This window comes from Clostridia bacterium (genome assembly GCA_017405765.1).
In the GTDB taxonomy this organism is placed as follows: domain Bacteria; phylum Bacillota; class Clostridia; order Oscillospirales; family RGIG577; genus RGIG577.
Map to the genome: position 1 here is coordinate 1 of JAFQZS010000051.1, position 12738 is coordinate 12738.

11 protein-coding genes and 1 other annotated feature are annotated in these 12738 nt (G+C 48.1%); of the genes, 1 reads left to right on the forward strand and 10 read right to left on the reverse strand.

Annotated features, from left to right (window positions below):
* Positions 1 to 277 precede the first annotated feature (277 nt).
* The 7 genes from IJG50_09375 to IJG50_09405 form a co-directional block, all read right to left on the reverse strand.
* A complete protein-coding gene (locus IJG50_09375; protein ID MBQ3380051.1) occupies positions 278 to 1198 on the reverse strand; it encodes an apolipoprotein A1/A4/E family protein in 921 nt (306 codons plus the stop codon).
* A gap of 65 nt (positions 1199 to 1263) precedes the next feature.
* Complete coding sequence (locus IJG50_09380; GenBank protein ID MBQ3380052.1) at positions 1264 to 1938, reverse strand: phosphoribosylanthranilate isomerase; 675 nt, start codon at positions 1936 to 1938, stop codon at positions 1264 to 1266.
* Positions 1935 to 2633, reverse strand: coding sequence for an indole-3-glycerol-phosphate synthase (locus IJG50_09385; protein MBQ3380053.1), 699 nt, complete (start codon positions 2631 to 2633; stop codon positions 1935 to 1937). The genes IJG50_09380 and IJG50_09385 overlap by 4 nt, the downstream gene beginning before the upstream one ends.
* Positions 2634 to 2643: 10 nt before the next feature.
* On the reverse strand, positions 2644 to 3663 hold the full coding sequence (gene trpD, locus IJG50_09390; protein ID MBQ3380054.1) for an anthranilate phosphoribosyltransferase: 1020 nt from the start codon (positions 3661 to 3663) through the stop codon (positions 2644 to 2646).
* A gap of 29 nt (positions 3664 to 3692) precedes the next feature.
* Positions 3693 to 4469 (reverse strand): tryptophan synthase subunit alpha, encoded by a 777-nt coding sequence (locus IJG50_09395; protein ID MBQ3380055.1) that lies wholly within the window; start codon positions 4467 to 4469, stop codon positions 3693 to 3695.
* A complete protein-coding gene (trpB, locus tag IJG50_09400; GenBank protein ID MBQ3380056.1) occupies positions 4466 to 5650 on the reverse strand; it encodes a tryptophan synthase subunit beta in 1185 nt (394 codons plus the stop codon). Before trpB ends, IJG50_09395 begins: the two co-directional genes overlap by 4 nt.
* 64 nt (positions 5651 to 5714) lie before the next feature.
* Positions 5715 to 5965: a binding site (T-box leader), on the reverse strand.
* Positions 5966 to 6017: 52 nt separating this feature from the next.
* A complete protein-coding gene (locus tag IJG50_09405) occupies positions 6018 to 7895 on the reverse strand; it encodes a thioredoxin domain-containing protein (protein ID MBQ3380057.1) in 1878 nt (625 codons plus the stop codon).
* Between the two features lie 207 nt (positions 7896 to 8102).
* Between IJG50_09405 and IJG50_09410 the strand changes: the two genes are divergently transcribed.
* Positions 8103 to 9317, forward strand: a complete 1215-nt coding sequence (locus IJG50_09410; protein MBQ3380058.1) for a phosphodiester glycosidase family protein — start codon at positions 8103 to 8105, stop codon at positions 9315 to 9317.
* Between the two features lie 280 nt (positions 9318 to 9597).
* Here the strand turns inward: IJG50_09410 and IJG50_09415 are convergent, their stop codons facing one another.
* The 3 genes from IJG50_09415 to IJG50_09425 form a co-directional block, all read right to left on the reverse strand.
* Positions 9598 to 10791 carry a site-specific integrase gene (locus IJG50_09415; GenBank protein MBQ3380059.1) on the reverse strand — a complete coding sequence of 398 codons (1194 nt, stop codon included), beginning with the start codon at positions 10789 to 10791 and terminating at the stop codon, positions 9598 to 9600.
* Positions 10792 to 10880: 89 nt separating this feature from the next.
* Positions 10881 to 11084, reverse strand: a complete 204-nt coding sequence (locus tag IJG50_09420; GenBank protein MBQ3380060.1) for an excisionase — start codon at positions 11082 to 11084, stop codon at positions 10881 to 10883.
* Entirely contained in the window at positions 11077 to 11994 is a 918-nt protein-coding gene (locus tag IJG50_09425) for a hypothetical protein (GenBank protein MBQ3380061.1), read from the reverse strand. Before IJG50_09425 ends, IJG50_09420 begins: the two co-directional genes overlap by 8 nt.
* Positions 11995 to 12738: the final 744 nt, after the last annotated feature.

Consider the following 12738-nt stretch of genomic DNA (forward strand, 5'->3'; position numbering starts at 1 on the left):
AGCCGCCGCCCTTGACATGCATTCCGTTCCCGCTTATACTGCAAGAAAGGGAGGCCGGAATAATCCGCCCTCCCGCAATATATTATTTTTGCTCTGTTTTACACCATGCTTCGGGCTTTACACAAATTTTGGGACAGACCCGAATAATCCGCCCTCCCGCAATATATTATTTTTGCTCTGTTTTACACCATGCTTCGGACTTTACACAAATTTTGGGACAGACCCTCTGTAAAAAAACAAGGGGGCGTTTTCACGCCCCCTTTGTTTTTCATAAGCTTTATTTTTTTGTAAACTTCTCTTTTAAACTGCTGAATCCTGCTTTGATCTTGTCGTCTATATCCGTCTTGTCAAGCGCTTCCTGCGCTTTGCTCTTTAAGTCGCCCACACCTGCTTTGATCTTATCGTCGATATCCGTCTTGTCGAGCGCTTCCTGCGCCTTATTCTTCAGATCGCCGACGCCTGCTTTGATCTTGTCGTCGATGTCCGTCTTATCGAGCGCTTCCTGTGCCTTGTTCTTTAAATCACCGACGCCTGCTTTGATCTTGTCGTCGATGTCCGTCTTATCGAGCGCTTCCTGCGCCTTATTCTTCAGATCGCCGATGCCTGCCTTTATCTTGTCGTCAATGTCTGTCTTATCAAGTGATTCATGCGCTTTTTGCTTCAGTGTTTCCTTAGCATCCTCAACTTTTAATTTGGCCTCATCGCGAGCTTCCTGCGCTTTTTCTTTTGCTTCGCGCAGCTTCTCTTTTGCCTTTGCCTCAGCCTCTTCACGCGCTTCCATAGCCTTCTCTTTTGCGCCCTCGACCGCGTCCTTTACTTTGTCTTCAGCCTCGTCACGCATTTCGAGCGCCTTGTCCTTTACTCCTTCTGCCGCATCCTTAACTTTATCTTCGGCCTCGTCTCGTATTTCGATTGCCTTCTCCTTTACGCCTTCTGCCGCGCCTTTTACTTTGTCCTCGGCCTCATCACGTATTTCCAAAACTTTGTCCTTAGCGCCCTCTACCGCGCCTTTTACTTTGTCTTCAGCCTCGTCGCGCATTTCCATAGCCTTTTCCTTAGCGCCCTCTATCGCGCCTTTTACTTTGTCCTCGGCCTCGTCGCGTATTTCCAAAACTTTGTCCTTTGCGCCTTCTACCGTGTCTTTTACTTTGTCCTCAGCCTTGTCCTTAATGTCCTCAATTTTATCTTTAATATCCATATGATCCACGCTCCTTTTTTAACTGTCTTTACTTCAGTATATCATTCTCTTTCATTAAAGTCAATTTATACGCGAGAACGGAATTTTAATACCTCGCGCAGCCTGTTTTCATCTTTTATTCCCGGGCATGTTTCAACGCCCGTCATTATATCTGCCATATATGGAGATATTTTTAAGGCGACGTCTTCGATATTATCGGGAGTTATTCCTCCCGCGAGTATCACCGGAACGCGGCTTATACTTCTTATCTCTTCAAACATTCCTATATCGGCAGGCATGCTGCCTTCGGCGGCGTTTTGCGGCGTGCGCGGATCGCAAAGTATCGCATATACGCCTGCTCTTCCAAGAAGGCGCGTACATTCTTTTATGTCTGCCGTTTTAAACTGGCGCAGGCGCTCCTCGCTTGTAAACGGCATAGTCTTTATAACACCTATACCCAACGGCGAAAGACTTCGCACTATATATTCTGTGTCGCTAAGCGTCTCTTTATAATGAAGCTGCACATAATCGGGGCGAAGCTTGGATATGAGCCCGATTATCTTTTCTCTTTCCCCGCCCGTAACAACGCACGTTTTGAGGTTCGGCGGCGCGGCGACGATAAGACGCGCCGCCTCGTCTCTTTTTAAATTCCACGGCACCCGCGCGGGATATTCGGTAACAAAACCCGCGACGTCCGCCGAAAGGTCGCCCAGAAGCTTTACGTCTTCCTTACGCATAAGTCCGCATATTTTTATTTTCATCGCATCTCACCGCCGCACATTTCTCGGTAAAACTTTGCCGTGTCTGCGGCTTTCCACAGCGCCGTGCCGACAAGCGCCGCATCTGCGCCGTATTCTATGGCATCCCTTGCATCCCCGGGCGTTTCTATGCCGCTCTCGCTTATGATGCACGCGTCCTTTGGCGCATATGCGGCGAGAAGCTTCGTATGAGAAACGCCACCCGAGTCTTTTTCAAGTCCCGTAATATCGCGATTGTTTATCCCCACAAGCTTTGCTCCCAGTTCGCGTGAAAGCATAAGCTGCTCTTTTGTATGCGTCTCGACAAGCGGTTCAAGCCCCATCTCTAAAGCTTTATAATAAAGCCTTTTAAGGATCTGTCTTTCAGTCACAGCGCATATGAGCAGCACGGCTGACGCGCCCGCTTCTTTTGTTATGTATAGCTCTGACTCGTCCGTTATAAAATCCTTTCTCAGCACCGGTATATTAACGGCGGAAGTTATACTTTTTAAAAGCCGGACAGAGCCGCCGAAATGCTTTTGCTCCGTTACTACCGACAGCGCAGGCGCCCCTAAGCTCTCAAAAAGCATTGCCATAGCCACAGGATCGCGTCCCCTTGTAAGTTCTCCCTCTTTAGGCGATATCAGCTTTATATCGGGGATAACGGGAACGATCCCCGTTTCCTTCTTCTTTTTTATGGAGTCCGAAAAGAGCATCATTATCAGCCACCTAAAAAGAATTCGACTTTTCTTTCAGAACCGAAAGCTTCTTTTCGGCCGCACCGCTGTCAATAAGCGAAGCCGCCAGCTCTATTCCGTCCTTAATGCTCTCGCATTTTCCGCCCACATACAGCGCACCCGCCGAATTAAATACGATCGCATCACGCCTTGCATCTTTTATCTCTCCCGAAAAAACGCCGTTTATCGTCGCCGCATTCACCTCAGGCGTTCCTGTCTTTATATCATCAAGCCTGCATCTTTTAAGCCCGAAATCCTCGGGAGCCATTATGTATTTTTTGACCTCTCCGTCTTTAAGCTCGTTTACCTTCGTTTCTCCGATAAGAGATATCTCGTCAAGACCGTCCACTCCGTAAACGAACATGGCTCTCGTATAGCCAAGCTCTTTTGCCACATATGTTACGGTATCCAAAAGCTCCTCCTTGTATACGCCCAAAAGATGCCTGGGCGCAAATGCGGGATTTATAAGCGGACCGATTATCGTATAGAAGATCGTCTTTATGCCAAGCTCCGTTTCGGGCGGAAGCACCTTGCCCATAACGGGATGAAAAAGCGGTGCGTAAATAAATGCTATACCAACATCTTCTATAAGCTTCTCGACCTGTTCGGGCGTAAGGTTTATATTTACTCCGAGCGCCTCCAATACGTCTGCGCTTCCCGAAAGGCTTGATATCGAACGGCTGCCGTGCTTTGCTATCGGTATGCCGCCCGCCGCCGCAACAAGCGCCGTCGCCGTTGAAATATTAAAGGTGCTGAGGCCGCCGCCGGTGCCGCAGGTGTCCATAAGCTCAAAATCGACCTTTGGGCGAAGCGGAACGCAGTTTACTCTCATAGCCTTGGCTATTGCGGCTATTTCGGGAAGAGACGCGCCCTTCATTAAAAGCGCCACCTGAAAACCGGCTATCTGCACATCTGATACCTCATTTTTATTTATAGCTGCTATCAGCGCGAAAATCTCATCCGCACTTAAATTCTGCCTTGTTGTAAGTTTTGTAAGTATGTCCTTATACATGTTTTTTCTCTCCTTTTCAATAAATTTATTTATATGTTTTTTATTGCCTCTTTCATTGTTTTTACGTATTCATATACATACGTCTCACTGTCTTTACCGTGCTCGCCTATAATGCGCACTATTGCGGAACCTACGATAACTCCGTCTGATAACGACGCCATTTCGCGTGCCTGCTTTGGCGTAGATATGCCGAAGCCCACCGCCGCGGGGATATCGGAAACGCGCTTTGCAAGCGCAGTCATATTGCCTATATTCGTAGTTATGCTGCTTCTTTCGCCGGTAACGCCCAGCGAAGAAACACAATATAAAAAGCCTTCCGCTTCGCGCGCTATAATTTCTATACGCTCGTTTGACGTCGGTGCGACAAGAGAGATAAAGTCTATACCGTATTTGCGGCATAGCGGCGCAAATTCGTTTTTCTCCTCAAACGGAACATCGGGAAGTATCACTCCGCAAATGCCCGCTTCAAGCGCGCGCTTTAAAAACCTTTCCGTTCCGTAAGAAAACAGCACATTGGCATACGTCATAATAACAAGCGGTACGCTCACTTCGTTTTTTATTCTTGCCGCCATGTCGAGTATCTTATCTGTTGTGACGCCGCCCGAAAGAGCGCGCGCATTCGCCGCCTGTATCACCGGTCCCTCCGCCGTAGGATCGGAAAACGGTATGCCAAGCTCTATTATATCGGCTCCGGCCCTCGCAATTGACTTAATAAGCTTCTCTGTAGTTTCAATATCCGGATCGCCGCATGTTAAAAACGGTATGAATGCTTTTCCGTTGTCAAACGCTTTCTTTATCCTGCTCATTCGTAAATTTCCTCCCCTCTGTAACGCGCCATGGCAGCGCAGTCCTTATCTCCGCGTCCCGAAATATTTATGACGATTATTTTGTCTTTTTCCATTGTCGGCGCAAGCTTTAAGGCGTATGCCACGGCATGTGCGCTCTCTATGGCCGGTATTATGCCTTCCGTCCTTGAAAGGTACTCGAATGCGTTTACCGCTTCTTCGTCAGTTATCGCGACGTACTGTGCGCGTCCCGTATCATGAAGGTATGCATGCTCGGGGCCTATACCCGGATAATCGAGCCCTGCCGATATCGAATATACGGGAGCGATCTGTCCGTATTCATCCTGGCAGAAATACGACTTCATGCCGTGGAATATGCCCTCTCTGCCGGTTGCTATCGTCGCTGCAGTCGACGGTGTGTCTATGCCCAGTCCCGCCGCCTCGCATCCTATAAGCCCCACCTGTTCGTCTCCGATAAAGTGATAAAACGCGCCCATCGCATTCGATCCGCCGCCCACGCAGGCTATAACGGCGTCGGGCAGGCGTCCCTCTTTTTTCATCATCTGTTCCTTTATTTCTTTCGATATGACCGACTGAAAGTCGCGTACCATCTCGGGAAACGGATGCGGCCCCATTACCGAGCCCAAAACGTAATGCGTATCGTCCATTCGCGCCGTCCACTCGCGCATCGTCTCGGATACCGCGTCTTTAAGCGTGGCCGTTCCGCTTTTTACCGCATGTACCTTTGCCCCCAAAAGGCGCATCCTGTACACATTGAGCGCCTGACGCTTAGTGTCCTCCTCGCCCATGAATATCTCGCACTCCATGCCCATGAGCGCAGCTGCCGTCGCCGTGGCAACGCCGTGTTGACCTGCGCCGGTTTCGGCGATAACGCGCGTCTTGCCCATCTTTTTTGCAAGCAGCGTCTGTCCCAGCACGTTGTTTATCTTGTGGGATCCCGTGTGGTTTAAGTCCTCGCGCTTTAAATATATTTTTGCCCCTTTTAGATCCTTCGTCATATTATCGGCGTAATATAAAAGCGAAGGCCTGCCTGCGTATTCGTTTAAGAGCGATTTAAGCTCGCGGTTGAAATCAGCGTCGTTTTTATACTTGTCGTACGCTGCCTCCAGCTCTGTAACGGCGTTCATCAGCGTTTCCGGTATATACTGACCGCCGTGTATACCGTATCTTCCCTTTGACATATCTTATCCTCCGTATTAAGCTTTAAAAAATCAAATAAAAAAGACCCTTCCTCAACGTAAATACGTCAAGGACGAGTCTTATAAGCTCGCGGTGCCACCTTGATTCGGAAAAAAACTTTTCCGCACTCTTTGAGATACCATCATATCCCCGGCAACTTACGTATGCCTTCACGTCGCCGAATACTCAAAAGAAACCTCTTTCTTTGTTCGACGCCCTCAGCGGCCCATTTGACAGCTTGTTTTCCGCCGGGCTCTCACCTGCCCCGACTCTCTGTGGGAACATCACTGCCGTTACTTCCGCTTCAACGGTTTTTATTGTTTTATATAATACCAGCGCTTTTTTCTATTGTCAACACTTTTTTGAAATTTATTCTAATTCGTTGGCGGGCGGATAACAAAGCTCGCCCTCGCAGACATAGTATGTCGTTTTATCATTTAAAAGGCGGTACTCATCCGTTTCGCCCGCAAGCAAAAACGCCCAATCGGAACGAACATGCAGCCCTTTTGGCGTCATGCCGTCTTTCGTTACGCATACTATCTTCTTTACGGGGAGGCGCGAATAAAGATAAAACGCATACGCGACGGGGCGCCCTGCCGACTGAGCGTTCATAAACGCTGTCTGACTGTTTGATATCGCTTCAAAAGTCTCGTCTTCGGTAAGAAGTGCGATTCTGGAAAGCACGAAAGACATCATGCTGTTACCCGACGGCAGCGCGCCGTCGAAAGTTTCCTTGGGGCGCGAAAACAGTTTTTCGTTTTCTGTGCCTGAGAAGAAAAAGCCTCCGTCTTTTTCATCCCAAAAGTCGCGGCATACCTTTTTTGTAAGCTCCAAAGCCCTTAATAAATACCTGTTCTCAAAAGAAGCCTCATACATTTGAAGAAGGGCAAATATATAAAAAGCGTAATCGTCTATAAAGCCCGCGCCCATACGTTTGTCTCCGCTTATACCTGCAAAGACAACGTCGCCTTCTGTAAGCTTACTCTCAATAAAGGAGATCGTCTTCTCTGCTTTTTTTGTAAAGCTTTCATCTCCCGTTATACGTCCTGCCATGGCATATGCCGCAGCGGTAAGAGCGTTTGACGAGGTCAGGCGCTTTTTGTCTGTATGAAGCTTTGCACGGTTCTTGCGATACTCATATACACGTTTTATAAGATCGTCCATTTTGCCGGGATGATCGGGGTTATTTATAAGGTTTAGAATATTTTTGTCCTGGAAATTCCCCCCTTCGCTTACGCCGAAATAATTGCAGAAACGTTCTCCGTCCTCATTTCCCAGAAGATCGATAAGCTCGCTTTTTGAAAAAACGTAAAACCTTCCCTCTTCTCCCTCAGAATCCGCATCCTGCGCCGAATAGAATCCGCCGTCGGGCGAAGCCATCTCTTTTTCAAGATAAGAAAATACCCTTATCGCAACTTCCTTATAAAAATCATCACCCGTTTCCTCATACGCCATAAGATACGCCGCTGCCAACCATGCGTTCGTATAGAGCATTTTCTCAAAATGAGGCGCAAGCCAAAAGCGGTCTGTTGAATAGCGGCAGAATCCGCCTCCCACATGGTCGAATATGCCACCGTAAAACATCTGTTTAAGCGTCGTTTCGGCCATATACGGCGCCGTGCGCATAAGATACATCATGGCGTGCCCCGACGGAAACTTCGGCGCGCCGCCGAATCCTCCGAAATCCTTGTCAAAGCCGCTCTCGTACATGGAGACAATGTACTTCTGCGACGGATACTCCGCGTCGTCCGCGTCCGACTCTCTCGTGCGGTTCAATGCCTCCGCCACACGGGCAGACTGCGAGAGCACGCCGTCGCGGTTATTCTCCCACTGCTCATCTAAGGCTTCGATAAGCTTTAAAAAATATGGCTTTGTAAAATAATTGCCGGCGTAAAAGGGCTTTCCGTCGGCGTCGGCGAATATACTCATGGGCCATCCGCCGCGTCCCGTCATTGCCTGACATGCGCGCATGTATACGCCGTCTATATCGGGACGTTCCTCTCTGTCGACCTTGATCGAGACAAACGAGCGATTTAAAGCCTCGGCAACTTCTTCGTCTTCAAAGCTTTCATGTGCCATAACGTGGCACCAGTGGCACGTAGAATACCCTATGCTTATAAAAACAGGCTTGTTTTCGCGCCTTGCCTTTTCAAACGCCTCCCTGCCCCACGGATACCAATTGACGGGATTATTTGCATGCTGCAAAAGATATGGGCTCGTTTCATATATAAGCGCATTAGTATGCATCGATATCACCTCAAATATATTCTCTGCTGTTTATTATGATATTATTTTTACATTTTATCACGAGCTTTGTCAAACTATGCGGAACAATTTCCGCGTTTTGTTTCGTCAAAAGTCGAAAAACTGAAAGTAAACTCTTGAATTACATTCCCAAACGTGATAAATTACCCTATACTACCCCTATACAGCTCTTAAGGAGACAAAAAGAAAATGGCAAAAAGGAAAAAACGCTCACCGGGACAAGTTTTTAAAAACCTTGTTCTCATACTCCTGGTACTTAGCTGTACATATACCTTTTTGGTCTATACGGATGTGCCTTTTATATCAAAATGGCGCACTATATACATAGAAACGGCCATGACGACATTTACCCATAAGTGGCTTGCCACCGCATTCATTCCAAAGGTGATCATAGAAGAAACAATGGGCTATGCGCTTGAAAACGACCTTGAACAAGAGTCGCTTTCGACCGACTCATACTGGCATATCTCAAAGCCTCACACAGACACGGCATTCATTAAGAACGATAAGAAAGACGATCAGAGCTTTTCAAAGAACAATCCCGACTTTAAAAAGGCTTATCCCGAGATAGACATACAAACGCTTGACGAATATATGAGCGAACACAAAGATGATTCCTACGTTGACGACTATCTCTGGATAGACGCCGCCGATACGAACGATGCGGACACCGGAATAAGAACGACGTCGGGCGACAGAGTGCTTGTACTTGACACAAAAAACGGTATAGTGATCGTTATGCGAAAAACTGGAGATTTTGTGGCGCGCATGGCTATTATTAAAGACCCCTCCCGCGTTTCATTGGCCGTATCGCCCAATTACGGTCGCTCCGGCGCAAATATCGCCGATATCTGTAAGAAATCAGACGCCGTTTTAGGCATAAACGCTTCCGGATTCGACGATCCCGGCGGAAAAGGCGTCGGAGCATATCCTTATGGGCTGTGCATATCGGGCAAAACAAAATATACTTCTTCTGTCGGAGGCACATACAAGATGACCGGCTTTACCGAAAGCGATACTTTGATGATAGGAAGCTATAATGATACTTCGATTTTCAGAGACGCCGTGGAGTTCAAGCCCATACTTGTGCTCGACGGTCAGCGCGTAGTTGAGGGAAGCGCAGGCTGGGGCGTTCAGCCGCGCAGCGCGATAGGGCAGACTAAGAACGGCGAAGTTCTGCTGCTTATAGTAGACGGACGCGCGCCCGGCTATTCGATAGGCGCAACAATGCAGGAGATAGCCGAGTTCATGCTCGAATACAACGCATATCAGGCAATAAATCTTGACGGCGGCTCGTCGAGCATAATGTATTATAACGGCAGGATAATAACAAAGCCCTCGGCGGGAGATAAGAAAAACGGACGTCTTTTGCCCGATGCGTTTATTGTAAGCCCTGCGCTGTAAAATATATGACTTTGCATATATGACCAAAGTTAATAATAAGTCTTCCGAAATACATAAATGGATCGGAAGACTTTTTTATATTGTCCGCCCCTTTTATTTTTAGATGAACATTCAACCACTATTTCAGCTAATTTCTTAAAACTTCCCGTATGCCGGTAAAGCCTGATATTACAGGCGTTTCCGGCATTTTGCTTTTCGGAAGAAACTCACAAATATGCTTAAATCCTCTTGCCATTTTGCTTTGAAAAGTAGTAAGCGAGTAGTAAATCCCCGCCGTTTCTCACGCTGTCAATCGCTTCATTTCCGCCCTCGCGGAGTCAAACGAAGCGTGTGCGTAGTAGTTCAGCGTCATGGTGATGTTCGCGTGTCCCATGATGTACTGCAGGGCTTTGGGATTGATACCCGCATTGGCTAAATTGGTGCAAAAGGTGTGCCGCAGGACATGGGCTGAAAACATCTTCGGCAAAGGCGCTTCGTGACACTTATTGTACTTCTTCGCAAGATTGAGAAGCGTCATGGCGTAGTTTGATGCTGTCTTGGGGTAGCCGTCCCGCTTCAGAAACAGGAAATCGGTATAGCCTTCAATGATGATCGGATTTGCACCTTTGCGATTGTCCCGCACCCGCAGAAACGCCTGATAGACCTTCTCGCTCATGTGGATCTGACGTATGCCGCTTTTGGTCTTGGGGGTCGAGATGTAGTAGCCCTTTTCCTTGCAGCGCAGAAGCTGATGGTCTACATGGATTTTCCGTTCCTCAAAGTCCACGTCAGCAATCGTCAGTCCGCACAGCTCGGAAATGCGAAGCCCTGTTCCCAGCAGAATCACGATCTCGTCATAGTATTTGCAGTAGACGCTGTCGCTCTGCACAAACGCTAACAGGCTTTCCTCCTGCTCCGGGGTAAGAGGTTCCTTCGGCTCCGTGTCGTCCTCCAATACATCGGTGATTGGGAAGTCAAACGGATTTTTACGCACACAGTCGTTTTGTATCGCTGAATAGAATGCAGCGTTCAGAGATCGCTTGTCGTTGCGGATGGTGCTGAACGCAACGCCCTTTTCCTTCATTCTGAGCGCCCACTCTTTCGCGTCTGACATTTTTACGCTGTCGATGGGGCAACTTCCGATTGGGTCCTCTTTCAGCATACGCATGAGTCGGCTGCGGCTGCGGGTGGTATTGTATTTCACATTCCCGCGGTGGCGTATCTGCTGTGCGTAAAGCTCGCAGACGGTCATCTTCTTGCCGAGGGTATCTATTCCGTCGTCGATATCCCGCCGTATCTCCTGCTCCTTTTCCCTTAGAGAAATATCCTCCCGCTTTCCTGCGGGCGTCTTATCCGTAGGTACAAGCTTCCATGCGTAAACGAACTGCGACTTGCCGAAGGCGTCCACATATTTGTAAGCATATCTTCCGTCTTTTCTCTGGCTCTCTCCTGACCGCAAAACACGATTTTTGCTGTCTCGTCTCTTTTCTGACATTTTATAATGCTCCTTTCCTTAAGACGGAAAGAGCCCTGATATGCCGGTTGCCATTATAGCACATACAGGGCTCAATTGCACTGTTTTTCTTAAATAGCGTCCAGACTGTCAATCACCTTTTCAAACTGCTTGCGCTTGATTTGAATGCGGTTGCCGTTCATAATGACCCAGCCTGCGGCGGGATTTTCCTCTGCAAGTCTCCGCAGCTTGTTTTCGCCTATGCGGAAATAGCGGGACGCCTCCTCAATGGTGAGCGTATATTTTTCCCAGATGGGAACATCGGTCTTATTCAAAATCATCTCCTCCCTCCAATTTGAGAATATATTGTTTCGGTTTCTGCATGACTTCAATGACCTTCGCCTTGTAGTCCGGCTTTTCCAACAGACCGGGGAAATTGTCAAAGAGAACGTCGCAGCATTCAATCATATTCTCCGCCACATAGCGCAGACTTACCATCGCTGAATCCTCGTCGGCACGTTTGGGTGCTTTCATATCCTCGTAGCTTTTGTCGATTGCCGCATAAGCCTGTTTCCATCGCTTCGTATTATCGGCTTTGGGCTTCTTTTCCGGGATTGCCCTGAGCTGTTCCGCTTTTTCCCTGCGCTCCTCCGGGGATGCACGGGCGACAGCCGCCACATCGGTTTCGCGAGGCTTAAACTTTCCAAGGAGCAGGTCGTTCTTAATGCCAGGAAGCACTTCTTCGGCGGCGTCAACTCCCTGAGCATACCAATCCGCTCGCATCACATAGCTCTCACTTGTATTAGTTTCCTCCGCTATTTTTGTTCGCGTACCATGAGCCCTGTGGTCTGGTTCATTTTGAACCAGACCACTTTCGCCCAATAAAGTGTGCTGATTTCCGTTAAAATCAAGTATGCTTTTCTCGGCAGCATATCGCTCGCCTATGAGATATTTCTTCTGCTGGGGCGTGAGGTTTCGCCGTCCGAGCTGGTTCTTGCAAATCCATGAGAGCGCTTCGTATTTATTGTTGAACGGTTTTTCATGGATGCGGAACTCGATGCCCGGATGATCCAGTGCGATGCGGTAGCGGTTATGACCGTCCACAATCGTGTTGTTCCACACGATGATAGGTGTCAGAATAAGCCCTTCCTCCAGGATGTTTTCTTCGAGCTGCGAAAGCTCGTCCTCGGTCAAAGGCGGGCACTTCGCCTCAAACTCCGGATCAATTACCAAAATGCGCTTCATCATGATTCCTCCGTTTCTTTTTGGGTATATCAGTTGTTTTGTGATTTCCAGTTTTGCTGTGATGCTTTCGCGTCGAGATTGTTTTCTTCCGCGTCGAGATTGTCCTTTCACCCTACAACGGACATTTTTACGCCGAATGTCAGGTATCGCCTGAAAAAGAGTTTGCTTTTTGCTGACGGCTGCCAGGGATAAAAACGATTCCGGAAGGTTACGAATACTGAGTTCATTTCGTGTTCTCCTGTTTTGTTGTGTCGCTTCCGCGGTTAAATTGTCCTCCCACTTTTCAATGGACATTTTTTCGAGCTTATTCAACCGTCGACAAAATGGATTTTTGCTTTTTTGATAGTCCATGACGTAATGCTGCTCCGTTTTTTTCCGAATCCTCGGCAACGCTGCCCGCAGAAAACTCAAAATGGTGTGCTGTGTCCGGATACCGGGGCTTTCGGATGAGCTGGCGATTACCGGGGCAAAAAATCAATTCCGCCGCAACGAAGACTGAGTTCATTTCCTGATCTCCTGCTTAGCTGTGACACTCTGCAAAGACTAAATTTTCGTATCCACTTGCGGCGAAATTGTCCTCTCACCCTACAACGGACATTTTTTTGAGCTTTTTAAACCATCCGCATAAATTTTTTTTGCTTTTTCGATAGGCCATGACGTTATGCCGTTCCGATTTTTCCCGAATCCTCGGCGACGCTGCCTGCGGAAAATGTAAAACGGTACGCTTTGTCCGGATATACCGGG